The organism is Achromobacter insolitus, assembly GCF_002209555.1.
Classification (GTDB): Bacteria; Pseudomonadota; Gammaproteobacteria; order Burkholderiales; family Burkholderiaceae_B; genus Achromobacter; species Achromobacter insolitus.
Window position 1 is genome coordinate 477,270 of record NZ_NJIF01000004.1, and the last position, 22,048, is coordinate 499,317.

Sequence of the window (22,048 nt, forward strand, 5' to 3'; positions counted from 1 at the left end):
CGGGAGGGAGCGACGCGCAAACTGCGGACGTGTTTACAACCAGCAGGCTTGCTGCGGGACATATATATGGATCGCGAGGAACTATTGGCACAAATGATCGCCACGCCGGCGACAGATCGGGACTTCCATGAGTGGCCCGAGGTACTGGCCAACTATGCCGAATGCCTGGCTGCGCTGCAGCCCAGGCTACGGCAAGAAGAAATGGAAAGGCTGATACGCGTCGGAGCGGATTTCTACCGCACGCTGGCGCGGGCCGAACAGTACCGGCACATGTCGGTCTGGGACGAGCAGCAGCCGTGACGCTCAGCTGTATGAACGCCTGCGATACGCCTCCTTGACGTAGCGCTTGAGCTCGGCCTCGACCGACGAAATGGGCGCTATGGGTTCCGCTTCCGGATCGAGCAGACGCCGCGCCGCTTCAAGCGTGCGCCTCGCCCTCAGTTCACCTTCGCTCAACACCTCGGCGGACGCCGCCGCATTACGTTCGAACTTATCCATGACGCTACTCCGGAAGGCTGATGGGGTGCAGCTTCGCCCATACCAGCAAGCAACGTGCCCATGGCCGCGCACGAGCGGCACGGCAGTTGCTGCCACGCCATTTTCAACCCAGGAGACGGCATGCTCTCAACCTGGCTTCCAGGCTTCCGGGAATTTTCGGACCATCCTCTGATGCTTTGGGCCCTGGCGCTCGCGGTGGGCGCGGCCCTGTTCTTCGCGATAAGCGCCGCTTTGCGGATCGTGCGATCAAGACTGCGGGAACGGGCCGATGCGCCCGGCCACCCCCTGGCCCGCTCGCTCTCGGAAGTCTTGCGGCGCACGAACAGCGCGGTCCTGTTGATCCTGTCGATTCTGATTGGCGCCGAAATCACGGGTGCGCCGCTGCCCTGGAGCGGAAGCAGCGCCCAACACCTCTGGTTCGTTCTACTGACGCTACAGCTTGCGCTTTGGCTGGATCGCGCGGTCGACGTGGGGCTCGACCATGCCCTGGCCTCGCGCGGGCAGGCAAGCACCGTCACCGCTACCCTGTTCCGATTCCTGCTGCGCACGCTGGTGTCGGTGATCGCCCTGCTGGCCATGCTGGACAACCTGGGCGTGAACATCACGGCGCTGGTCGCCAGCCTGGGCATAGGCGGCATCGCCGTCGCGCTGGCCGTGCAGACCATCCTGAGCGATCTGTTCGCCTCCATCTCGATCGGGCTGGACAAGCCCTTCGAGGCGGGCGACTTCATCGTCTTTGGACAGGTGGCCGGCAGTATCGAGCACGTTGGCTTGAAGACGACGCGCATTCGCAGCCTGGGCGGCGAGCAGATCGTCTGCTCCAACACCGAACTGCTCAAGCAGACGATCCAGAATTACAAACGCATGCAACAACGGCGCATAGTTTTCACCGTCCGCGTCACCTACATGACAGGCGTGGAGCTTGCCGCAACGGTGCCTGGGTTGATTCGAGCCCGGATCGAAAGCCAGGCCGATACCCGCTTCGACCGGGCCCATCTGGCTCGCCTGGGTGACAGCGCGCTCGAATATGAAGCCGTCTACTACGTCATGACCGCCGACTACAACCGCTACATGGATATCCAGCAGGATATCAATCTGGGCATCATGCGCGAACTGGACGCGGCAGGCATTTCGCTTGCCCTGCCCGAGCGCATTGTGCACCTGTCCGCGTCCGTAGCACCAGAGCCGGACGATAGCTGAACCGCCCTTGGGCACGGGGCTTGCGCTACCCCGCTACCGCACAAACAAGGGGCTCTAATGAAGCGCATCCGTATCGCCGTTTTTCCCGTGGCCGGGTTGGGCACCCGCTTTCTTCCCGCCACCAAAGCCATGCCCAAGGAAATGCTGCCCGTCGTCGATAAGCCTCTCATCCAGTACGCGGTGGAAGAGGCCGTCGCCGCAGGCTTTACTGAACTGGTGTTCGTCACGGGCAGGAACAAGCGCGCCATCGAAGACCATTTCGATCGGGTTCCGGAACTGGAGCTGGACCTGGAATCCAAGAACAAGGTGGCTCTGCTGGACTGCGTCCGCAATGTGCTCCCCGCTCACGTCAACTGCTTCTATACGCGTCAGCCTGCCGCGCTCGGCCTGGGCCACGCGGTGCTGTGCGCGGCGCCCATCGTCGGCTCGGAACCCTTTGCGGTGCTATTGGCCGACGACATGATCGATGCGCCGGCGCCGGTGATCGGGGAAATGGCCAAGGTAGCGCGGGAGTTCGACGGCAGCGTGCTCGCGCTGCAAAAGATTCCGCGCGCCAACAGCGCGCAATACGGGATAGTGTCGGGGTCAGCCCAGGCTCGCGGCGTGCTGCGGTTAAACGGCATGGTCGAAAAGCCGGCCCCGGCCGACGCGCCATCGGATATGGCCGTGGTGGGACGCTACATCCTTGATGCGCGCATCTTCGACTGCCTGCGCCAGACGCAGCCTGGCGTGGGCGGCGAGATCCAGTTGACCGACGGCATCGCCGCCCTGCTGCGCGAGAAGAAAGTCTTCGGATATGAATACGAAGGCATCCGCTACGACTGCGGCAGCAAGGCGGGCTTCTATCAAGCGACCATGGAGATCGGCCGCAAGTACCACGGCCTGAGCGGCGATCAGACCGGCTAGCGCACGGCTGCGCCTTGCATCGCCTGGTCCAGCAGGCCGGCCAACTGGGCAAGGCCGGCCTCGATGGGCCCGGCGATGTGCACCCGCAGGCAAGGCCGGCCGCGCGACACCAACTCCTCCATGTCGCCCAGCGCTTGCGCGCGCTGCGTCGCGGCAAAACCCAAGGCGTGTCCGGGGGCTTCCAGGTCCACCGCGACGTCCGCGGTAATGAACAGGAATCTGCCTCCCGGGGGCCCGCCCTTATGCAGCTGGCCTATGGAATGCAGATAGCGCGGGCCGAACCCTCCCATGGTCGCTGCGCCGGTCGCCTGCCGCAACCGGCATCGCATGGCGGCGAGCCAGGCCTCGTTGGCCTCATTGCGGGCAATATAAGCCAGCAACGACACGTAGCCGGTCTCGTCCAGGCCTGAAATATGCGATGCCAGCAGGTCGATCGCCGTCGCGCCACCCTCCGTGCCATGGAAAGCAAGCGCTCCCTCGACCAGCAGGGGCACGCCCTCGGCCAAGCCTGTGCCGGCTTCATGGCGCAACGCGAGGGCTCGCGTGCGCACCTTGCTGGCCTCCACATCGGGCTGATCGAAAGGATTGACGTGCAGCACGGCGGCCGCTACGGCGGTGGCCACCTCCCACCGGAAGAATTCCTGGCCCAGCAGACGGGCGGATGGCAGCTCGCACCGCAACACGGGAAATCCCGCCTCCGCCAGCCGTCGCATGCGCAAGTCCATCTCGACACAGGGCGCATCGCTTTTCGCCAAGTGGACGAACATCCGATCGCGGCCATAATCCTCGGGGTCTCCCGGCGGCTCGTGATCGACGGGCACGATGCCCGTCCCGTTCTTGCCGGTGGATTCCGCCAATAGCTGCTCCAGCCAGCATCCCAGGTGTTCAAGCCCTGGGGCAGCCAGAAGGGTGAGCTTGTCCCGGCCATCCAGCGCCGCTTCGCCCAGCAACGCGCCAAGGATAAGGCCAGGATTGGCGCGCGCCGGCGCCTCTGCCCCGCAGGCGCGCAACATAGGGCGGGTGTCGCGCAGGAATGCTGCCGGGTCATGGCCCAGCAAGGTCAGCGCAACCAATCCGAACGGCGATAGCACCGAGTTGCGCCCGCCTATGGAGGGTTCGCCCTCGAACACGGCGGCGTAACCTTCGTCCCGCGCCTGGGCGAGCATCGCGGAGCCGGGATCCGTGATCGCGACGAACCGTGTTCCCGCCTCCTGTCGTCCAAGCCGCCTGGCCACCTGTTCATGGAAGTAGGCGGCAAGCATGCGCGATTCCAGCGTGGAGCCGGATTTGCTCGACACGACAAATAGGCAGCGCGTCAGGTCCACCGCGGATTGCACCGCGCGCACCTGCGCCGCATCAGTGGAATCCAGGACGTGCAGGCGCAGGCCTCCGCCGCCCATGCCCAGCGTATGGGCCAGCGCCTCGGCGCCAAGGCTCGCGCCCCCCATGCCCAGCAATACCGCGTCCGAAAATCCGGCGACGCACAACTTGCGGCAGATTGCCGCCATGCGGCCAAGCTCTCGGGGTGCCGCGCCCGGATGCAGCCAGCCGAGCCAACGGCCTTCGTCGTTGCCCGTCCACAGCGTCGCATCGCGTCTCCACAGGCGCGCCATCCAGGCCTCGCTTTCGGCCTGATCGATCCGGCGCTGCACCCGCGCCGCCAGGCTGGCGGGCGCATGGAAGGTGAAGCCGTTGAGCGGCGCCGCGTGGCGGCCGAGACGAACGGGCGTACGCCTGGCCAGGCGCTTTTCCACGAGTTTGGCCGGACGCCCGGGAAAGCCGGCGCCATACGTAAGGGGAGTGTGCATAGGAAAGGCCGGCCGACCGGCATGGGAAGAGAAAGGGAAAACAGCAAGAGGGCGGCTTGCGGCCGCCCTCCGTGGTCCGCTCTCTACCAGTACGGATCCTGGTTGTAGTACTTGTGCACGCTCAGCGCCCAGGTTTCATCGGCCATCCGGGGCCAGTTGTCCTTGTCGAAGCCCGGGGCGTTTTTCAGCGCCTCTTTGTCGACATTCAGGATGAAGCACTTGCGGTCCGTGTCCAGCGTCAGCGCCGACCATGGGATGGCGAAGAGCTTGTCCCCCATGCCCAGAATGCCGCCGCGCGAAAGCACGGCGTAAGCCACGCGTCCTCTCGGCACATCGATCATGATGTCCTTGATGGAACCGAGGCTTTCCCCCGCGGCGTTGACGACGTCATTGCCGTCCAGGGTGTCCGCCGCCATGATCTCGGGTCCGGGCCCGGTCGCGGAATCCTTGGGGCCGCCGACGATATTGGTTTGATGCTCCATGCGTTTCTCCTTTGCAGGGCCTATGCCCACGTTGAACCACGGGTATGGCGATATCGCTACGCCATTCTTTCGCACGCCTGCGCGCAGCGCTTGCAGGCTTCCTCGCACTCGTTCATGCCGTCCAGGCCCGCGCAGCTTTCCGCGCATGCCCGGCATATTTCCGCGCAGGCCGCGCAGATCCTGCCGTGCTGCTCGATGCCGACCAGCATCGTGTGGGCAGCCGTGCGGCAAATCTCGGCGCACGCGAGCATCAGGCGAAAATGCCCCGGCTCGACATGAGCGCCGCCTGCTTCCAGGCAATGCTGAGAAGCTGTCTGCAGACAGCTCCGATAGCAGTCCAGGCAACGGCTCGTGCACGCCTCGATTTCCTTGTCATCTCCTGGCATCTCGTCCTCCTCGCGATCCGTTCGAGAAGACTCTTTCAGCAAGCGCCGTTCCCGTCGCCCAATCCCCCTGCTTCAGCCACACGGCGGCGCGATAAAGACGGCCGACGTTTCCCATGCAACCGCAGCCGCGGACAACAGACAGAGCATGCCGGTGAGCCCGCCATGGAATGGGGGCAGTCCATGGCGTCGCACTCGCCTGTGCTGATGCAGGGCGATCACCGCCATGCCGGCAAGGGCCGACACGCTGGCGGCCAGGATGATCCATGAGGAAGCAGGCAAGCCCCACCAGGGGTCCGTGAGTACGTGGCGGGCGCATGCGATGGCATTGATGGGATAAATGAACAGATAGTGCGCCAGCCAAATAACCGGCCCCGCCACCAGGTACAGCAGTTCGATCCAGGACGGGCGCTTCATGGCATCAGCCCGTCAACCGCGGAAAGCCATGGACCAGGCCCAAGCTCAGCAGCCCCTGCAACACCGTGTAATGCCAAAGCATGGCGGTACTGTCGAAACAGGCCCGCCGCGCGGACGTGAGCCTGCCGGCCAGGGACCGCGCCACCAAGAAAACGCCCATCAACGTTGAAAACAGCGTGAACGCGGCCTGGGCGCCCACCAGCGCATACACCGAGGCTTCGTACGCGGATGCCTGCGGCCGCAGGCCCGCGCGCCAATGCGCCTGTGCGTCCAGGCCGACGGACGCCGCAAGCAGGATGATTGCCAGCGGCACGCCCCATCTGAGGCGGCTCTGCCGGTCCTGCCGCAGCCCGCGGCCGGCCCAGGCCACGAGAGCCGCGGATCCAACCAGCAGCGCCGCCGACAGCCAGGGCCACCCGGACGCCTGCCCCTTGCCCGCGGGCACCCACCCTTGTGGCGAGGACGTCCACAGGAACAGATAGGAAAACACCAGCGATCCGAAAATGCTCGCGCATACCATCACGAGCATGACCATTGCCCACCAGGAATGCGAACCGCTGCCGGGGCAGGCCGTGGGCAGGCGCAAGCCCGCCCCGATATCCACTTCCATCCGGTCGGGCCCCGTATCCGCGTCCCAGAGCCAACGCCAGATCGACACCATCGCCAGCAATCCGAAAGCCCCGGCAAGCATGGGCAACTTGAACGTCAGCAACAGAAAAAAGCCCGCGGTGCCAAGCGCGGCCAGCAACGGCGACCAGGCCGGGCCAGGCAGCGGCAACACATAATCCGGTTGGGCGTCCACGGCGCTGGTGACCAGGGTGGAACGCAACCCGCCCGGCGCATGCGGGAGGAAATGGCGGCCCGCCTCCACCTCTGCGGCAAGCGTCGGCTGGTCCCATAGCGGCTCGCGGCTGGTGACGAAAGGAACGCTGCGCACACCGTAGGCATCGGTGGGCAACCATTCCAGGGTGCCCGCGCCCCACACGTTGCCTGCCCCCGCTCCCAACGTCGGGCGAAAGCGGCGGCATAGATCGAACAGGAACACCAGGATACCTGCGGCAATGAGATAGGCGCCCGCCGTGGAAAGGAGATTCATCGCAGCCCAGCCCTGGCTCTCGGCATAGGTGTACACGCGCCGGGGCATGCCGGCCAGACCGGTGAAATGCATCGGGAAAAAGGCAAGGTTAAAGCCCGTGAGGATCATCCAGAACGCCCACCGCCCCAGGCGCTCGGACAAAGGCCGCGTACTGATGAAGGGCATCCAGTAGTAGAACGCGGCGAATAGCGGAAACACCATTCCCCCGAACAGCACATAGTGGAGATGGGCGACGACGAAGTACGTATCGTGCACCTGCAGATCGAACGGAATGACCGCCACCATCACGCCGGTCAGGCCGCCAAGCACAAAGGTGAAGAAAAAGCCCAGAATGAAGAGCATGGGCGTCTTCAGCGGCCGCAGGCGGACCGCGGCGGCGATCGTGGCGATCCAGGCGAACACCTGCATGGCCGTCGGGACCGATACCGCCATGCTCGCGGCCGAGGCGAAACTCAGGGACAGTTCTGGTATGCCCGTGGCGTACATGTGGTGCACCCAAAGGCCGAAACTGAGGAATCCCGTGCCCACGACCGCCGCTACCACCAAGGGATAACCCACCAGGCGCGCTCCGGTCATGGCCGGAATGATCATCGACACCATGCCCGCTGCCGGCAGGAAAATGATGTAGACCTCGGGGTGGCCGAAGAACCAGAACAGGTGCTGCCACAATAGCGGCGCACCGCCCCGCTCGACGATGAAAAATGGCATGTCGAAGGCGCGTTCCAGTTCCAGCAGCATGGTGGCGACGATGACCGCCGGAAATGCCACGATCACCATGCCGCAAAACACCAGCATCACCCAGGCGTAGACGGGCATTTTGTCCAGGGTCATGCCGGGCGCGCGCGTGCGCAATATGCCCACGGCCAGTTCTATGGCACCGGCGATCGCCGAGATTTCGATGAAGCCGATGCCCAGCAGCCACAGATCCGCATTCAGCGCCGGCGAGTATGCCGAACTGGTCAGCGGCGGATACATGAACCATCCCCCGTCTGGGGCCAGGCCGACGAAAATACTGCAAAAAAATACCAGGCCGCCAATGGCGTAAGCCCAATATGCATAGGCCGAAAGACGAGGAAATGGCAGGTCGCGCGCGCCCAGCATATTCGGCAGCAGCAATACGGCCACCGCTTCGACCGCCGGCACCGCGAACAGAAACATCATCACCGTGCCGTGCATGGTGAATAGCTGGTTGTACAGCGCGTGCCCGATCAGCGGGTTGTCCGGCACGGCCAGCTGGGTGCGCATTATCAGCGCCAGCAGGCCCGCCAGCAGGAAAAACAGCAAGGCCGTGCCGATGTAGAGCAGACCTATGGACGTGTTGTTGACGACCGTCAGTGCGCGCCATCCCCGGGGACGCCGCCATGCACGCTGCAGCGCTTCGAGTTCCCCGTCCGGGCGCGGGAGCGAATTTGGCAGCGGGCCGGACGCGGAGGCAGGCTGAGAATCCACCGTCACTTCAAAGACCCCAGATAGCCGGTGACGGCGCGCAGTTCATCGCCCGAAAGATGCCCGAAGGCAGGCATGAGGTTTCCCGGCTTGATGTGCTGGCTGCCCGCGACCCAGCCCGCCAGCGCCCCGGCGTTGTTGGGCAACGCGCCGGCAGCCAGCCTGGGCCGGCTGGCGACATGGGTCAGATCCGGCCCCAGCGTGCCTGCCGCCGCCGTGCCCCGCACGGTGTGGCATTGGGCACAGTCGCGCAGGAAGACGCCGGCCCCCGCGCGCAATTCCGCTCCCGCTTCATTCGCGGGCAGACGCTGAGCCGCCAGCCACGCGCGGAACTGCTCGGGATCCAGCGCCTGCACATCGAATTGCATCTTGGCATGCTGGGCGCCGCAATACTCCGCGCACAGGCCGCTGAACACCCCCGGCTCGCGCGCGAGCATGCGCAAGCGGTTCGTCCGGCCGTGCACCATGTCCAGCTTGCCGGCAAGCGAAGGGACCCAGAAGCTGTGGATGACGTTGCTGGACGTCAGCAGGATCTCTACCGGGACGCCCACCGGGATGCGTATATCATTCGCGGTTTCAAACAGCAGATCGCCCGCCTCATCGCGATACCGGACCCGCCACCACCAGAGTTCGCCCGCCACTTCGATGCGCAGGGCCGCCTCGGCGCCGCGCGTCTTGGCTGCCGCCGACTGCAGGGCGTAAGCCAGCAGCGCCGTCAGCACAGCGACCGGAAACGCTACGCCGGCCAGCACGATCAGGGCGGGCCGGCGCAGCATGCCGCGGGCTTTTTCGGGGCCGTACATGGCCAGCCCCAACATGATCGAAGCCGCCAGGAAAATCAGCCCCGCGCCCACGTATAGCACCCAGCCGATCTCGGCGATGCGGGCCGCGTCCTCCCCTCGCGGGTGCAGCACGGAGTGCATACCCGCCCATGACGCGCCAGGCGAGGCCGTGGCCAGGACGAACGGAGAAACAGGGGGCATATCCAGGGGTGCGGCTTTCGGGAACTGGCACGGCTCCAGACGGCCGCGACGGGCCTGCATCAGCATGCGCCATGCCCACTGGCCGAGCCGCGGCACGGCAGTTGCTGAGCCTGGATCTTCTTTCGGTTCTCTTTCGGTTCCTACAGGCCGCTGCTTTGCACGACATCACTCGCCCTGCCCCGGCGCTTCTGGGCGCCGTCGCCCTCATGCTGCTGGGCGCATGCGGAGACGACCGGCCGCCGCTGACGCCTCTCGGCCTGCCTGAGCAATTGGCAGGAGCAGATTCCGCGCGCGGGCGGTTACTGCTCGCCGAACGCGGATGCCTGGCCTGCCACACCGTGCCCGGCCTGAGCGGCCCGGCATCGCACGTAGGCCCCGCGCTTGACCAAGTGCCCCGGCGAGCCTATCTGGGAGGGGGGCTGCCCAACACGCCGGACAATCTGGTGCGCTGGCTGCTCGACCCGTCGGCGATCAACCCGCTTACCGCCATGCCCGATACGGGTCTGACACCGGAAGAAGCCAGGGACATCGCCGCATTTCTGCTCGGGCGCCCATGATCTTCCGGACACCGCCATGAAAAGCTGGAAAGTAGCCGGTCTAACCATCCTGGCTTGCGCCGCAACCGGCGCGGCGCTGGGTGGGGCGATGGTGGTCTTCGGTTGGTATGACGTCAGCGCTACCGGCTCGCACACCGTCGTGGTGCATGAAGTGCTGGACGTTGCGCAGACCCGCTCAGTAAAGCGCCGCGCGGCAGGCATCCAGGTTCCTGACCTGGACGAACCGCGCAAGGCGCGCGAGGGATATGGGTTGTTCCAAAAGCATTGCGTGCAATGCCATGGCGCCCCCGGCATCGCGCCCGAACCTTACGCACTGGGGTTGAACCCGGCGCCCGCCGCCTTGGTGGCGACGGCGCGGGACCGCACGGCGGCCGATATCTACTGGATCATCCAGCAAGGAATAAAGATGACCGGCATGCCGGCATGGCAGTACCGGCTGACGGATGCCGACATCTGGAACATTGTCGCGTTCATGCGCGTCCTGCCGACCCTGTCGCCCGCCGACTACCGCAATTGGGACAAGGGGAACGAACCGCAACCCGACCTGGCGGCCGCGACACCCGTGCCGGCAACACGCGCGGGCGATCCCATCGCGGGGCACGCCGCGCTGCAGCAGCACCTTTGCGCCACCTGCCACGTCATCCCGGGAATTGCGGGCGCGCGCCATCACGTAGGCCCGTCGCTGGCCGGCATCGCGCAACGGCCTTACATCGCTGGCGGCGTACCCAATACGCCTGCCAGCATGGAACGCTGGTTGCGCGACCCTGCCGCGTTCAAACCCGGCACCGCCATGCCGGACCTCGGTCTGGGCGCACAGGAAGCCCGGGACATCGCAGCCTTCCTGTACACATTGCCTCCGGTCGACTGACGCGCCGCGCCTTTCCCGCGGGCTCTGCGGGGCGACCTGGGTCGCGCGCTTCAGCCCTTGCTGCGCGCGCCAGCGCCCCGGTTGCGCCGGCTTTGCTGGTCCTGGCCAGTGCCGATCTGGCTCACGTGACCTTCCTTCTTGGTCCGGTGTTGCTCGTCGCGATGGCTGGCCTGGAGTTCGCGGTCGGTATCGTCGTTGGAGGGGTTGGGTTTGCTGTCTTTGGGTTTCATGGCGAAGTCCTCGGGAAACATGCCGCAAGCTCAGCAAGCTTCGTTCCCCGAAGCGTCGGGACACCCGCTTGCGCGTGGCACGCCGCTTGCTCCCGCAGCGTCATGGACAAATTCGCCCAGATCTTCGAACTGCAAGCGGGCTTTGCCGAAATGACCATTCGCGGCACGACCATGTATTGGGTGCTGTACGCCTTGTTGCGAATTTCCGGCAGGCGCGATCTGGGTTCCCTGGGCATGGCGGACATGCTGGTGCTGGTCCTGGTTGCGGATGCCGCGGGAAACGCCATGTCGGGCGATTCGTATTCCATGGGCGACGGCATCATCGTCGTGGCCACCATCGTCGGCTGGAGTTATGTGCTGGACCGCCTTGGCTATTACGTCCCGCCATTGCGCCGCGTGCTGGAGCCGCAGCGCGTATGTCTGGTCAGATCCGGAAAAGTGCTGGTGCACGGCCTCAAACGGGAGCACATCACCCGCAGCGAACTGATGGAACAACTGCGGCTCAAGGGGATCGCCAACCTGGCGGAAGTCGAGCGGGCGTACCTCGAGGCAACCGGGGAGTTCAGCGTGATACGCGCAACGCACCCGGTTTCGTCGCCCATGGCGGCTGACGGCACATCCACGCTGGAAGACGACGCCGCGTCCGATTGACTTACCTGCCCGGCGCCGGATTCGGCGCTGGGCGCAGATATTCCACTTGTCGGTACTTTTTTCCCCTGTGCGCGCCATGTCGCCGTCACACATGAGGGTGGGCATGGCGCTTGCGGATCGTATCCCGCAATCCCATATAGGAGCGTACTCATGAAGATTCGAGCCCTTACCTACGCGCTGGCCCTGTCGGCCGGATTGGCTTCGGCGGCTGCCTTCGCGCAATCCGCCATGCCCACGTCGCCTTCCAACACTCCGAATGACAGCACCGCCGTGCCCCCCAACCAGCCCGTTCCTCCGGGACAGGTGCCGCCGGCGCCGAATGCAACGCCCAATACGCCGACCAATCCGCCCAACCTGAACAAGCAGGACCAGATGAAATCGGACCGGCACAAGGACCAAAAGCCGGGACACAACCGCGAAGCCAACGACAACGTACCCAGCACCCGAGGCAGCGGCGCAACCCCGCCTCCCGGCTATCCGAACACCGGCGGTTCGAAGTAAACGGCGGCTGCCGGCCGGGCCTCCCTCGACCCACGGGGGAAGTTGTGTACTTCTGTGCAGCTCACCCGGCCGGTTTTTCACATTCTTTCAAGAACCCCGAAAAGATATGCGCGTCTCGGCCGATACATTGCGCGGCAGCGGTCCCCGGACCGTAAACAGATCCCCGCCACCGAGCTGAGGTTGCCCATGTCGGAAGTCGTTGTCTATGTCAGAAGCCAGCCGCGGCTGGGCGACCAGATCGTCGCCCTGCCCGCGCTCTATCAACTGAAGACCTGGTGGGCGTCCCGGCGCATCCGCGTGGTCGCGCGCGACCGTCTGGGGGACTTCTACCGCTCGGTGCCTTGGGTTGACGAGTTCATCCGCGCCGCCACATTCGGCGACTACCTGCGCGCCTTGAAGAAAGACACCGAGGTCTGCGTCAGCCTGCACCACAGCAGTGAACGCTTCGGCCTGCTCAACCTGCTGCGCCGGCCAGCCATGCGATTCGGCTTTCGTAACGCACGGGTAAGCGACCTGGTATGGACCCATGCCCATCGCAAGGACATCGCCGAATACATAGGCCTGGCCAATCTGCGCCTGCTGGCGTCGTACCGCGGTTTCGACGCCGAACTGGCGGCGCGCCGCTGCTTCCAGGCGCTGGCGCGCCCCCACCTGCGCGGCGCGGACAGTGCGGACGTAGTGCTGATTCCGGGCGGAGGGTCTGGCGCCTTCAAGCGCTGGAGCCTGCTGAACTACTTGCGGTTGGCCGAGAGACTGAAACTGCTGCTCGGCCCCGACACGCGCTTCCTGTTCGTGCTGGGGGAACAGGAGGCGGCCGAACGCGCCAAGCTCCAGGCCATGCGACGTCCGGAATTCTCGGTTGCCTACTGCCGCCCCATTGCCGAGCTCAGCGCCATCATGCTGCGCGCGCGCCTGGTGGTCGCCAACGATTGCGGTCCCTCGCATATTGCGCAAGGCGCCTGCGTGCCCTATGTCGGCGTCTTCAATGAGTCCAATCCCGAATGGTTCTGGGACCGCCCCTATTCCGCCGCGGTCGTTCCGCGACACCCCCGGGATGGAATCAACTCCATCACGCCCGACGAAGTGCTGGGCGCCTGCCGCAAAGTCCTGGATCACCATGCGCATCCTGCATACGCTGGCTGAGCGCAGCCTGGGCGGCCTGGAGTTCCGCGTCCTCGAACAATCCAGCTGGCTGCACAATCATGGATACGAAGTCTCCATCGCGGCACCCGCCGACAGCGCAATCAACCGCGCCGCCCGAGCGCGCGGATTGCGCGCAGTGGATCTCGACTTCAACCCGGCCTATTCGCCGTCCACGGTCCTGAAGCTGCGACGCACCGTCAAGGCGCTGCGCATCGACCTCATCGACAGCCACAGCAGGGCAGACGGCAAGACCGCCGCGCTCTGCCGCGACCTGTGCGCAGTCGTCAGGACGCGCCATTTCGCCAAGGCCATGCGCAGCTCCCCACGGCGCCGGCTCGAATGGAAAATTGGCTGCGACCACGTCATCGCCACCAGCGACAAAGGCAAGCAGGAGCTGCTGGCCGCAGGGCTGATTGCCGAAGAACGGATCAGCGTCGTTGGAGAATGGGCGGGGGACGAGTTCTTCCTGCAGGACGAGGACCCGCAAAGGCGCCTGTCCACCCGGCACGCGCTGGACATAGCCGCACCAGAAGACGCCTACGTCATCGCCACCATAGGCATGCTGCGTCCCGAAAAAGGCCAGGCCGACCTCCTGCGCGTAGTGCAGCGGCTGCGTGGCCAAGGGGTGCCCGCCACCGCGCTGGTGGTCGGCATGCCCACCGCCAGCACGCAGGCTTATGCGCAGACGCTGCACCGGCTGGCCCAGGAACTGGGCATCGCCCGGCATGTGGTGTTTGCCGGACACCGCAACAATGTGGCAAGCATGATCGGCGCCGCCGACGTGGTCCTGGTGCCTTCCGCCACCGAAGCCTGGTCGCGCATCGTGCCCGAGGCTTACGCGGCGCGCCGGCCCGTCGTTGCCAGCGAGGTCGGCGGACTGCCGGAAATTGTCACACCGGGCCAGACCGGCTGGCTGGCCCGGCCGGGGGATGTGGCCGGCTATGCGGATGGCATCATGCGGATTCGCAGCCAGCCCAAGCATGCCGCAACCATGATCGCGAACGCCCGGGCGTACGCGGAAGCGAACTTCAGGCTGGCGGGAAAGATGTTCAGCACTTTGGAAGCGTACAAACGGACACTAGCCGGCGGGTGAACGACAGGGTGGAAGCGGTATCATGGTGCCCCCGATTGACTTACCCGATTCAGTACCGTGACAAAGCCCGCCCTATTGCTCGTCCTGGCGATCGCCCTGACGGGCTGCTCCAAGCAGGAAGAAACTCCCTGGGCCCGTCTCCAAGCCGCCACGCCTCAGCTGCAGCTGACCGCCAACACGCCGGAAGCGGCGGTGAAATCCTGGTGGCAAGTTCGCGACGCGCACGACCGCTACACGGCCACCGCCTGCAAAGAACTGGCCGAGCTGTACCAGCCTTTCACCTCCGCCGAAGACTCGCTCGCCACGGCCGAACTCCAGGCCCGGCAGAATGGCGATGAAAAATGCAGCGTCCAAACCTATGAGCGCAGCGTCGTCAATGTCGACGTCCAGTCCGACACGCGCGCCTTCGTTGTCGCGCAGATCCGCAACACGACACCCTCGACACCCGGTTTCCCGGTAGACAACGACGAACGCGACCGCAAGGAAAGAGGCGTGCGCATGCAGTACCTGCTGGAACGCGCCGACAAGACGCAGAACTGGAAAATCGCGCAGGTATATGGCCGCAACCGGTATTGCGAGGTCGCGCCGCAGAACGGCTGGTGCCCGCTGTACACCCGCAAGGCGGGGTCGGCGAACAGCTATGTGTATGAATTCAGTCAGTAAGTGATGCGCGGGCAGAAGCTGTTTCTGCCCGCAGCTGGCGACGTCCGCGCCCCATCCGGGCAGCCCTTATGAAACCAGAATCACCCCAGGCCGGACCCTCACCGGCTTGCCCAGGGTACGCGCGACGGGCGATGACTGCACCGCATTGCGAACCAGCTCCTGCTGCGCCTCGGTAAGCGCCGCGGCAAAGCGCAAGCTCACCTCGAATCCGGTTTCTTGGTCCAGGCGTTCGATCGTGACGTCCACCGATCCTTCGGGCAATGTGACGCCGGCCCGCTCCGCAGCCATGTCCATGGACATGCAAACACAGGCAGCAAGCGCGCTTTCGAGAAGTTCGTGCGGCCGCATTCCTGCCGTTCCCCCCTTGCCGTGCTTCTGCGTGTCCGAGAGCAGGACGCTATGCCCATTGCTTACCTCGACGCAATAAGACTCCCCTGACCGCTTCGCCGTCACCATGTGGATCTCCCGTAGTTGGATGAAAGATCCAGACAGCCTAGGCCGGCCGCGACAATCAAGGAAGGCCAGCGGGAATACTGGTATGGCGTGTGACAGCCTGGGCCCTCCTGCGCGGCCTCAGTTGTCGTACTTCTTCGACAGATCCTCGAACACCTTCCTCTTTAACGGCGGCACCGCATCGACCACTCGCAGGAACGACCGGAAAAAGCGGCGTGATATCACCCCGCCATGCGCGGCCCGCTCCGCGTTGAGCCGCGAAAGACCCACCGCCGAATTGGCATATGTCCGCATCGCCTTTTCATACGCGCCGATGCCGTCCAGCATTGCCCGCTTGTCTTTCCCGGCGGCAATGAGTCTGTCCGCCAGGATCGCGGCATCCCTGAGAGCGGTGTTCGCCCCGATTCCCGCCATGGGCGTCATGTTGTGTATGGCGTCGCCCACGAGGGTGATTTGGCTGGGCTTCCAATACGGCAGCTCGGGCATGCTGCGTATCGGCACGGCTTTCACCGTCTCCATGTCCGAGTGCAATACCAGATTCCGTAAGGTCGGAGACCACTTTTCCATGCGCCGCAGCACGATATCCGTGACCACGTGGCCCTGCAATTTCTCGATGCTATCGGGAAAGTCCTTGCGCGCGGCGGCGTAAGCCCAGACAAGATAATTCCCTGTCTCGTCCGCAGCGCCATTGCGCGCCGCGGCCCTCCAGGCGGACAGGAACATCCAGCCCGGACCCGGCGGCACCACGTTGTTGACCGAACCATCGATGAAGTTCCGCGGCAGTCCCTTGAGCAGGTCCGCCGTCAATGGCGTGCGTCCGACAAGGTTGGTGATTCCCAGATCAAGCCGTTTCAGGCCGTTCAGGTATTGGGCTCTCACGCGCGAGTTACTGGCATCGGCCCCGACGAGCACATCTCCGTCAGCGTGACTACCGTCCGAAAAATGGGCCCGCACGCGTCCATCTTCGCCAAGAATCTCGTAGGAGGTGAATTCCTTCCCCCACTGTATCGGGTTGCCAGGCCCCTCCAGGCCGCCGAGAAGAATGCTTCTCAACTGGAGGCGCTCGATGGAACGGCGCTGCGCCTGGCCGCCAGGACTTGCCGACCCCTCAAAGGCAGTTAGCGTGCGAGCCTTTTCGTCCAGAAAGTGCACGCTCACGCCCGCATGCCCCGCGGCGCGGTCGAACTCCTCGAAGATGTTTGCAGGCAGGCAGTGTTTCAAGGCCCGCTGTCCATTGCCGTCGATCAGGATGCCATACCCTGCCATGCCGTCGGCGACGGCAGTGCCTCGCTCGAACACGGCGACATCGACTCCGGAAGAATGAAGCTTCTGTGCCAAGGCCAAACCGGCCATACCTGCCCCAATGACCAAAACACGCATGCATTCAACCTTCAGGCGGAGAACCAAAACCGGATCAGGACTCGATCAGTCCAACGGCTTCATGCCTGGCTGACCGGAAAGGTATGAACGCGATTGCGGCCATTGGTTCCCGGCTACTTCTTGCGGCCCCGCGCATCCTTGTCCTGCTTGCGCCAGTATGCGAACTCTTCTTCGTGGACCTCCAGGTCCACTTCGGACACGCGCGCTTGCAGCCGTTCCTGCACGTCCGCCACGGCCTTGTTGTAGATGGTGGGCCCGATTTCTTCCAGGATGAAGCCCAGCAGCGCACCGGCCGCCACATTGCCGATGCGTTCATCCATGTTCTGGGCGAAGTAGCGTTGAATGGAAACGATAGCGGCGTCTCGCACACCGCGTTCAAGTTCGATAGCCATGGCGGCCCCCTTTCTGCAGACAAACCGGCCTCCACGGGAAAACCCGCTAACCGGCCCCAATTTCGTACGAATTATACTGGATGCATAACCAGTGTTTTCCGCTATGCCGTTCAAAGCCCCCCTTACCCACGCCGAGCTTCGCGCTATCCGGGAGCGCCAGCCCTGGAACTCCGATGTGGTCTCCCTGCTCTGGGAGGTCAAGCGCTTGCGCTCGGCCCTGCTACGCTGGCACCAGGTGTCCAGCGACCTCAAGCGGCCAGCGGGCCTGATGGGCGATATCTACGACGAGCTGCTGGCGAATCTGGCGATGGAACCCTGCGTGTGCGAACGCGATCAGGCGACCGCGCAGCTGATGGACTCGCCCCCCAAGCCGCGCAAGCTGGCGTCGCCGCGGTAACCGGCAGGCGCAACAGACGGCATGCACGCAGGGCCGTAGCATGCCCCTTGCCTCCCGTTCACCCATGTCCATGCCGATGGTGAATATCCGGATAGTGGGGATGCGAATGAGTGAGTACCGCATGGCGATGCGGATGCGTGTGCGGCTCCTTGCCGTCCCATGGGAAGTCATGGGTATGCTGGTGGTGAGCGTCGTGCACATGCCGGTGGCTATGGTGCAGCGGCTCATGCGTGTGCTCGTGCTCATGGCGTTCGCGCAGGTGCAACCAGACGCCGATCGCCATCAGCGCCGCAGCCGCCCAGAACAGCGGGCCGGGCATTTCGGGCCACAACATCAACGAAATGACCACGCCGAACAACGGCGCGACCGAAAAATAGGCGCCCGTCCGGGCCGTGCCCAGCGTCCGCAACGCCATCACGAACAGCGTCAAGCTCACCCCATACCCCAGGAATCCCACGGCCAAAGTAACGCTCACGGCCGTGATCGACGGCAAGGTCGCGCCTCCGAGCAAAGCAAGCATGGTGTTCGTGAGCCCGGCCAGGAGCCCCTTCAATCCGGCAATCAGCATCGCGTCGTTCGTGGAGACCTTGCGAGTCAGGTTGTTATCTACTGCCCAACACAGACAGGCCCCGACAATCAGCAAGGCCCCGGGAGAAAAAGCCGCCGCGCCCGGCGCCCAGGACAATAGAAGCCCTCCGGCGACGATGACCAGCATGCCCAACACGATCTGGCGATCCGCATTTTCTTTGAAGACCCACCAGGCGATCACGGCCGTAAGCACGCCCTCTACGTTCAACAGCAGCGACGCGGAAGCCCCGCTCGTCTGCGTCAGGCCCAGCATGAGCAGCGCCGGTCCCAGCACGCCCCCGAAGATGATGGCCCCCAGCAGCCAGGGCACGTCGCTTTTGGGGATCTTCAGATCCTGGACGCCCCCGCCGGCTCCGCCCCGCTTCGCCTGGCGCAGCAGCAATAGCAGACAGAGACCGAGGCCGCTGCCCAAATAGAGCAGGCCGGCCAGCAACAAAGGCGTGATGTCGTCAACGAGCATCTTCGCGAAAGGCGTGCTGGCGCCAAACAGCAATGCTGAGGTCAGTGCGGGTAGGGCTGAGCGGATGGACATAGCCGGATAAAGCCAGGGAACGTAGCAAAAAGGCGGTGCCGGCAAGGCCTTCGCTGAATGCGCGGCGCTCGCCTGAACAGCACAATTTACTGGCCCGGACGGATTTACGGACCATTACCCCGGAAGCGCGCAGGGCTACGCGCAACGACCGGCGCGGCAGCCCTTCAGAGCCCAACGACTGCCGCCCGGGCCGAGGCGGCAGCGATGATCAATTGACGGTCACGCCGGCCTCGCGCACCACCTCGCCCCACAGAGAGATCTCCTGGACGATCTGATCGCGAAAGGCTTGCGGACTGCCCGGCGCGGCCTCTTCCCCGGTTGCCTTGAGGCGGTCGGCCATCTCGGGCATCACGACGGCCGCATTGATCGCGGCATTGAGCTTCGCTTGCACCTGCGGCGGCACACCCTTGGGCGCAATGATGCCGTACCACACCGTCACGTCGTACGGCACGCCGGCCTCGCGCACCGTCGGGATATCGGGCGCCGAAGACACACGTTGGGGCAAGGTCACCGCCAACACCTTCAGCCGCTTATCCTCGCGGTAAGGCAAGGTCGAGCCCGCCGTGGTCAGCATCGCGTTGACCTGGCCCGCGACCGTGTCCGTCAAGGCCGGCGCGGACCCCTTGTAGGGCACGTGGATCATGGAAATGCCGGCCGTCTTCAAAAAGGCCTCCATCGCCAGATGCGAAATCCCGCCAGTGCCGGATGAGGCATAGGTCAGCCCACCCGGCTTCTTCTTGGCCAAGGCCACCAGCTCGCCCAGGCTGTCCACCGGCACGCCGGGATTGACCGACACAAAGAACGGCGCGCGCGCGATCATGCCGATCGGCGTCATGTCCTCGACCGGATCGAATGGCAGCTTGTACAAGCTGGGGTTGACTGAATAGCTATTGGAAATCAAGGTCAGGGTATAGCCATCGGGCGCCGACTTCAGGCCCTGCTCCACCCCCAGCTTGCCCCCCGCGCCTGGCCGATTTTCGACCACCACGGGCTGCTTCAGGCCATCGGACAACAGCTGCCCCAGGAGACGCGCGATCCCATCATTGCCGCCCCCGGCGGCAAAGGGCACGATCAGCTTGATCGGCTGCGAAGGATAGTCATCGGCGTGCGCGTTGGAACCCGATCCGGCAAACGCCGCCACCGCAAGCGCTGCCCCCAATACCGCCCTGCCCAGCTTGGCGCCGGATAGCATGGTCATACTCTTCTCCTCTTTGGTTGACCGCTGCGCGGCCATGTTATGTGGCTGCCATGGCAGCGCCCTTTCAGGGTCCGCCAGACTGCGTCGCAGTATGCCTCATACAAAGTGGGAAGATTGGCGCGGCAGGAGGGGCTCGAACCCCCGACCTCAGGCTTAGAAGGCCCGTGCTCTATCCAGCTGAGCTACTGCCGCGCGGTGTGGTGATGGCCCGGAATGGATCCGGGCGCCGCATTTTACCTTGTTGCGGCCGCCTTGGGCGGTTGGCCGGAATGGCGGGCTCCGCGAGCCCTATTCCTCGCCGATGTCCGCATGGGTGGACACCCACAGCACCAGGGCGTCGTCCGGGCTCAGGCTGATCACCCGGTGCCCCATGCGGCTGTCTATATAGAAGCTTTCGCCGGCTTTCAGGCGGGCGGGTTCGTAGAATTCGGTGTAGAGCTCCACCTCGCCTTCCAGGACGTACACGAATTCCTCGCCGCGATGGCGGCTCCAGTCGTGAAACTCGTCGAACGAACGCGCCTTGACGCGGGTGTGGAAAGGCATCATGCGCTTATGCGACAACGCGGTGCAAAGCAGGCGGTGGTCGTAATACGGGGTTTCGTACTGGCGCCCTTCGCCCTGGCGGCTGAGGCTGCGGCGCCCAGTGCCCATATGGGCGTCGGACGCGGTGAAGAGTTCGGCCACGTCCAGCTCCAGCCCCGCCGCGATCTTGATCAGGTTGTCATAGGTGGGCGACAGCAGGCTGTTTTCGATCTTGGACAACGTGGACGCGGACACGCCGGTGGCCGCGGCCGCCTGCTTCAAAGTCCACGCCCGCGCCTGGCGCAAGGCTCGCAGCCGTTGTGCCAACACGCTTTGTTTGTTGCCTTCCATCTATGTACCCTGTCATGCCCGCGACCGCCGCTCCCGCCACCAGTCGCGCGCCTGGTAAGACCAATAAGTAAGTTGCACCGCCGCCGTGCCGAGGCTGCCGCCGTTCCATGCCAGCCCGAACGGCGCGAACAGCTTGTAGCGCTGGGTATCGCCCGCGATCCCTTCCGCGACAACCCGGCCGCCGATCGACGCCGTATTCATGCCGTGTCCGCCGAACGCCGTGCAATACCAGACGTCTGGCGACAGCTGGCCGATCTGCGGCATCAGATGCCGCGCGTAGGCCATGCGTCCGGACCATGCCGTCTCCACGCGCAGCCCATGCAATTGGGGGTAGACGGAGAGCAATTCGCGTCGCAGCGACTCCGCCAGATCGGGCGGGTCATCGACACGGGTGGTGATTCTACTGCCCCAGCCGATGCGGCCGCCATCGAGCACGCGGTAATAGTTGCCGGCCCGCCGGTCGTCGCCAATGGCGGCGGGGGTCCGGATGGCCTCCCGGACCCGGTCGCCCAGGGGTTCGGTCAACATGATGTAGGTCGCGATGGGCAGCATGGCGCGGCGCAGCGCCGGAACGACGCCCTCGGTATAGCCGCCAGTGGCCAGCACGACGCTGCGGGCGTCGACCTGGCCATGGCCGGTCTTCAGCCGCTTGACCGCGCCGTCCAGCGCGGCCTGCGTGACGGGCGAGTCCTCGTGGATGCGCACGCCCAGGCGCGCGCATTCGCGGGCCAATGCACGGGCATAGTTCAGCGGATGAAAATGAAAGGAAGTCGGGTCTTCCACGCCCTGGAAGTACACGTCGGATACCAGACGCTCGCGGACCTGGCCACGGCTCAGCAGACGCACATCGCGGCCGAAGTCGCGCTGCTGGCTGTCGCACCATTGCCGCAGGGCGTCGGCCGCTTCGTAACGCACCACGCGAAGCCGGCCATCGACCTTGCGGGCGTCGGCGATGTCCAGGTCCCGGATGTTGCCGCGGATGATCTCCACGCCTTCCATGGATAGCCGGTAGAGCTTGCGATAGTGGTCTTCGTCGACGTGCTTCCTGATGGCGTCGGCGCCCGCGGAGAATGCCGGCGATACGGATCCGCCGTTGCGGCCCGAGGCCCCCCAGGCCACGCGCCGCCCCTCCAGCAAGGTTACGTCGCGGCCACGGCGGGCCAGTTCCAACGCGGCGGACAGTCCGGCCAGCCCGGCCCCGACCACGCAGACATCGGTGCTGGACGCCCCCGACAGGGGCGCATAGCGGGTATCGCTGTCGGCCAGCGTGCGCTTGTAGTAGGTATCGATGTACTCGGAAGCCATGGTGG

At 64.9% G+C, this 22,048-nt stretch carries 26 protein-coding genes and 1 tRNA gene; 11 read left to right on the top strand and 16 right to left on the bottom strand.

The window, feature by feature from the left end:
- The first annotated feature begins 66 nt into the window (after positions 1–66).
- Positions 67–300, top strand: a complete 234-nt coding sequence (locus CEY08_RS17310; RefSeq protein WP_042797239.1) for a hypothetical protein — start codon at positions 67–69, stop codon at positions 298–300.
- 3 nt (positions 301–303) lie between these two features.
- Here CEY08_RS17310 and CEY08_RS17315 read toward each other — a convergent pair whose 3' ends face one another.
- Positions 304–498: a hypothetical protein gene (locus tag CEY08_RS17315; RefSeq protein WP_042794573.1), complete on the bottom strand. Its 195-nt coding sequence runs from the start codon at positions 496–498 to the stop codon at positions 304–306.
- A gap of 120 nt (positions 499–618) precedes the next feature.
- Between CEY08_RS17315 and CEY08_RS17320 the strand changes: the two genes are divergently transcribed.
- The gene (locus tag CEY08_RS17320; RefSeq protein ID WP_063960733.1) at positions 619–1,698 is read left to right on the top strand and encodes a mechanosensitive ion channel family protein; all 1,080 of its coding nucleotides are present in this window, start codon (positions 619–621) and stop codon (positions 1,696–1,698) included.
- A 57-nt stretch (positions 1,699–1,755) separates the two neighbouring features.
- Positions 1,756–2,604, top strand: a complete 849-nt coding sequence (gene galU, locus CEY08_RS17325) for a UTP--glucose-1-phosphate uridylyltransferase GalU (protein ID WP_076814857.1) — start codon at positions 1,756–1,758, stop codon at positions 2,602–2,604.
- Here galU and CEY08_RS17330 read toward each other — a convergent pair.
- The 6 genes from CEY08_RS17330 to CEY08_RS17355 all read right to left on the bottom strand — a co-directional run bounded on the left by CEY08_RS17330 (position 2,601) and on the right by CEY08_RS17355 (position 9,219).
- Positions 2,601–4,412 carry a hypothetical protein gene (locus CEY08_RS17330; protein ID WP_076814860.1) on the bottom strand — a complete coding sequence of 604 codons (1,812 nt, stop codon included), beginning with the start codon at positions 4,410–4,412 and terminating at the stop codon, positions 2,601–2,603. The genes galU and CEY08_RS17330 overlap by 4 nt on opposite strands.
- Before the next feature lie 83 nt (positions 4,413–4,495).
- Complete coding sequence (locus CEY08_RS17335; protein WP_063641010.1) at positions 4,496–4,894, bottom strand: PRC-barrel domain-containing protein; 399 nt, start codon at positions 4,892–4,894, stop codon at positions 4,496–4,498.
- A 56-nt stretch (positions 4,895–4,950) separates the two neighbouring features.
- Positions 4,951–5,322 carry a four-helix bundle copper-binding protein gene (locus CEY08_RS17340; RefSeq protein ID WP_232033813.1) on the bottom strand — a complete coding sequence of 124 codons (372 nt, stop codon included), beginning with the start codon at positions 5,320–5,322 and terminating at the stop codon, positions 4,951–4,953.
- Positions 5,323–5,352: 30 nt separating this feature from the next.
- Positions 5,353–5,694 carry a hypothetical protein gene (locus tag CEY08_RS17345; protein ID WP_076814864.1) on the bottom strand — a complete coding sequence of 114 codons (342 nt, stop codon included), beginning with the start codon at positions 5,692–5,694 and terminating at the stop codon, positions 5,353–5,355.
- Between the two features lie 4 nt (positions 5,695–5,698).
- A complete protein-coding gene (locus CEY08_RS17350) occupies positions 5,699–8,245 on the bottom strand; it encodes a cbb3-type cytochrome c oxidase subunit I (protein ID WP_232033812.1) in 2,547 nt (848 codons plus the stop codon).
- The gene (locus CEY08_RS17355; protein ID WP_076814866.1) at positions 8,242–9,219 is read right to left on the bottom strand and encodes a cytochrome c oxidase subunit II; all 978 of its coding nucleotides are present in this window, start codon (positions 9,217–9,219) and stop codon (positions 8,242–8,244) included. Before CEY08_RS17355 ends, CEY08_RS17350 begins: the two co-directional genes overlap by 4 nt.
- Before the next feature lie 101 nt (positions 9,220–9,320).
- Here CEY08_RS17355 and CEY08_RS17360 point away from each other — a divergent pair, with 101 nt between their 5' ends.
- On the top strand, positions 9,321–9,776 hold the full coding sequence (locus CEY08_RS17360; RefSeq protein ID WP_232033811.1) for a c-type cytochrome: 456 nt from the start codon (positions 9,321–9,323) through the stop codon (positions 9,774–9,776).
- A gap of 16 nt (positions 9,777–9,792) precedes the next feature.
- Positions 9,793–10,644 (top strand): c-type cytochrome, encoded by an 852-nt coding sequence (locus CEY08_RS17365; RefSeq protein WP_076814868.1) that lies wholly within the window; start codon positions 9,793–9,795, stop codon positions 10,642–10,644.
- 50 nt (positions 10,645–10,694) lie between these two features.
- Here the strand turns inward: CEY08_RS17365 and CEY08_RS17370 are convergent, their stop codons facing one another.
- A complete protein-coding gene (locus CEY08_RS17370) occupies positions 10,695–10,874 on the bottom strand; it encodes a hypothetical protein (protein WP_063641276.1) in 180 nt (59 codons plus the stop codon).
- Positions 10,875–10,976: 102 nt separating this feature from the next.
- Here CEY08_RS17370 and CEY08_RS17375 point away from each other — a divergent pair, with 102 nt between their 5' ends.
- From CEY08_RS17375 to CEY08_RS17395, 5 genes are all read left to right on the top strand, one after another.
- Positions 10,977–11,525 (top strand): DUF421 domain-containing protein, encoded by a 549-nt coding sequence (locus CEY08_RS17375; RefSeq protein ID WP_076814869.1) that lies wholly within the window; start codon positions 10,977–10,979, stop codon positions 11,523–11,525.
- Positions 11,526–11,675: 150 nt separating this feature from the next.
- A complete protein-coding gene (locus tag CEY08_RS17380) occupies positions 11,676–12,026 on the top strand; it encodes a hypothetical protein (RefSeq protein ID WP_076814871.1) in 351 nt (116 codons plus the stop codon).
- 186 nt (positions 12,027–12,212) lie between these two features.
- Positions 12,213–13,169 (top strand): glycosyltransferase family 9 protein, encoded by a 957-nt coding sequence (locus tag CEY08_RS17385; protein WP_076814873.1) that lies wholly within the window; start codon positions 12,213–12,215, stop codon positions 13,167–13,169.
- A complete protein-coding gene (locus tag CEY08_RS17390; RefSeq protein ID WP_076814875.1) occupies positions 13,144–14,262 on the top strand; it encodes a glycosyltransferase family 4 protein in 1,119 nt (372 codons plus the stop codon). Before CEY08_RS17385 ends, CEY08_RS17390 begins: the two co-directional genes overlap by 26 nt.
- A 57-nt stretch (positions 14,263–14,319) precedes the next feature.
- Positions 14,320–14,925, top strand: coding sequence for a hypothetical protein (locus CEY08_RS17395; protein WP_063640968.1), 606 nt, complete (start codon positions 14,320–14,322; stop codon positions 14,923–14,925).
- A 66-nt stretch (positions 14,926–14,991) separates the two neighbouring features.
- On the opposite strand, the gene CEY08_RS17400 is transcribed toward CEY08_RS17395, so the two are convergent.
- The 3 genes from CEY08_RS17400 to CEY08_RS17410 form a co-directional block, all read right to left on the bottom strand.
- A complete protein-coding gene (locus tag CEY08_RS17400) occupies positions 14,992–15,381 on the bottom strand; it encodes an OsmC family protein (RefSeq protein ID WP_076814877.1) in 390 nt (129 codons plus the stop codon).
- 117 nt (positions 15,382–15,498) lie between these two features.
- Positions 15,499–16,758, bottom strand: coding sequence for an FAD-dependent oxidoreductase (locus CEY08_RS17405; protein ID WP_076814879.1), 1,260 nt, complete (start codon positions 16,756–16,758; stop codon positions 15,499–15,501).
- A 113-nt stretch (positions 16,759–16,871) separates the two neighbouring features.
- Positions 16,872–17,150, bottom strand: coding sequence for a DUF2164 domain-containing protein (locus CEY08_RS17410; RefSeq protein WP_076814881.1), 279 nt, complete (start codon positions 17,148–17,150; stop codon positions 16,872–16,874).
- Between the two features lie 103 nt (positions 17,151–17,253).
- Here CEY08_RS17410 and CEY08_RS17415 point away from each other — a divergent pair, with 103 nt between their 5' ends.
- On the top strand, positions 17,254–17,547 hold the full coding sequence (locus CEY08_RS17415) for a hypothetical protein (RefSeq protein ID WP_063640965.1): 294 nt from the start codon (positions 17,254–17,256) through the stop codon (positions 17,545–17,547).
- A gap of 58 nt (positions 17,548–17,605) precedes the next feature.
- Here the strand turns inward: CEY08_RS17415 and CEY08_RS17420 are convergent, their stop codons facing one another.
- The 5 genes from CEY08_RS17420 to CEY08_RS17440 form a co-directional block, all read right to left on the bottom strand.
- Positions 17,606–18,667, bottom strand: a complete 1,062-nt coding sequence (locus CEY08_RS17420; protein WP_076814883.1) for a DMT family transporter — start codon at positions 18,665–18,667, stop codon at positions 17,606–17,608.
- Between the two features lie 208 nt (positions 18,668–18,875).
- Positions 18,876–19,865, bottom strand: coding sequence for a tripartite tricarboxylate transporter substrate binding protein (locus CEY08_RS17425; protein WP_076814884.1), 990 nt, complete (start codon positions 19,863–19,865; stop codon positions 18,876–18,878).
- A 115-nt stretch (positions 19,866–19,980) separates the two neighbouring features.
- Positions 19,981–20,057, bottom strand: a tRNA-Arg gene (locus CEY08_RS17430).
- Between the two features lie 96 nt (positions 20,058–20,153).
- Positions 20,154–20,738: a helix-turn-helix domain-containing protein gene (locus tag CEY08_RS17435; protein WP_042794587.1), complete on the bottom strand. Its 585-nt coding sequence runs from the start codon at positions 20,736–20,738 to the stop codon at positions 20,154–20,156.
- Between the two features lie 12 nt (positions 20,739–20,750).
- Positions 20,751–22,043 carry an NAD(P)/FAD-dependent oxidoreductase gene (locus CEY08_RS17440; protein WP_063640960.1) on the bottom strand — a complete coding sequence of 431 codons (1,293 nt, stop codon included), beginning with the start codon at positions 22,041–22,043 and terminating at the stop codon, positions 20,751–20,753.
- Positions 22,044–22,048 lie beyond the last annotated feature (5 nt).

Coding starts and splice junctions, on each gene's coding strand:
- CEY08_RS17310 (WP_042797239.1), top strand. CDS start 67: ATGGATCGCGAGGAACTATTGGCACAAATGATCGCCACGCCGGCGACA.
- CEY08_RS17315 (WP_042794573.1), bottom strand. CDS start 498: ATGGATAAGTTCGAACGTAATGCGGCGGCGTCCGCCGAGGTGTTGAGC.
- CEY08_RS17320 (WP_063960733.1), top strand. CDS start 619: ATGCTCTCAACCTGGCTTCCAGGCTTCCGGGAATTTTCGGACCATCCT.
- galU (WP_076814857.1), top strand. CDS start 1,756: ATGAAGCGCATCCGTATCGCCGTTTTTCCCGTGGCCGGGTTGGGCACC.
- CEY08_RS17330 (WP_076814860.1), bottom strand. CDS start 4,412: ATGCACACTCCCCTTACGTATGGCGCCGGCTTTCCCGGGCGTCCGGCC.
- CEY08_RS17335 (WP_063641010.1), bottom strand. CDS start 4,894: ATGGAGCATCAAACCAATATCGTCGGCGGCCCCAAGGATTCCGCGACC.
- CEY08_RS17345 (WP_076814864.1), bottom strand. CDS start 5,694: ATGAAGCGCCCGTCCTGGATCGAACTGCTGTACCTGGTGGCGGGGCCG.
- CEY08_RS17355 (WP_076814866.1), bottom strand. CDS start 9,219: ATGCCCCCTGTTTCTCCGTTCGTCCTGGCCACGGCCTCGCCTGGCGCG.
- CEY08_RS17365 (WP_076814868.1), top strand. CDS start 9,793: ATGAAAAGCTGGAAAGTAGCCGGTCTAACCATCCTGGCTTGCGCCGCA.
- CEY08_RS17370 (WP_063641276.1), bottom strand. CDS start 10,874: ATGAAACCCAAAGACAGCAAACCCAACCCCTCCAACGACGATACCGAC.
- CEY08_RS17375 (WP_076814869.1), top strand. CDS start 10,977: ATGGACAAATTCGCCCAGATCTTCGAACTGCAAGCGGGCTTTGCCGAA.
- CEY08_RS17380 (WP_076814871.1), top strand. CDS start 11,676: ATGAAGATTCGAGCCCTTACCTACGCGCTGGCCCTGTCGGCCGGATTG.
- CEY08_RS17385 (WP_076814873.1), top strand. CDS start 12,213: ATGTCGGAAGTCGTTGTCTATGTCAGAAGCCAGCCGCGGCTGGGCGAC.
- CEY08_RS17390 (WP_076814875.1), top strand. CDS start 13,144: ATGCGCATCCTGCATACGCTGGCTGAGCGCAGCCTGGGCGGCCTGGAG.
- CEY08_RS17400 (WP_076814877.1), bottom strand. CDS start 15,381: ATGGTGACGGCGAAGCGGTCAGGGGAGTCTTATTGCGTCGAGGTAAGC.
- CEY08_RS17405 (WP_076814879.1), bottom strand. CDS start 16,758: ATGCGTGTTTTGGTCATTGGGGCAGGTATGGCCGGTTTGGCCTTGGCA.
- CEY08_RS17410 (WP_076814881.1), bottom strand. CDS start 17,150: ATGGCTATCGAACTTGAACGCGGTGTGCGAGACGCCGCTATCGTTTCC.
- CEY08_RS17415 (WP_063640965.1), top strand. CDS start 17,254: ATGCCGTTCAAAGCCCCCCTTACCCACGCCGAGCTTCGCGCTATCCGG.
- CEY08_RS17420 (WP_076814883.1), bottom strand. CDS start 18,667: ATGTCCATCCGCTCAGCCCTACCCGCACTGACCTCAGCATTGCTGTTT.
- CEY08_RS17425 (WP_076814884.1), bottom strand. CDS start 19,865: ATGACCATGCTATCCGGCGCCAAGCTGGGCAGGGCGGTATTGGGGGCA.
- CEY08_RS17435 (WP_042794587.1), bottom strand. CDS start 20,738: ATGGAAGGCAACAAACAAAGCGTGTTGGCACAACGGCTGCGAGCCTTG.
- CEY08_RS17440 (WP_063640960.1), bottom strand. CDS start 22,043: ATGGCTTCCGAGTACATCGATACCTACTACAAGCGCACGCTGGCCGAC.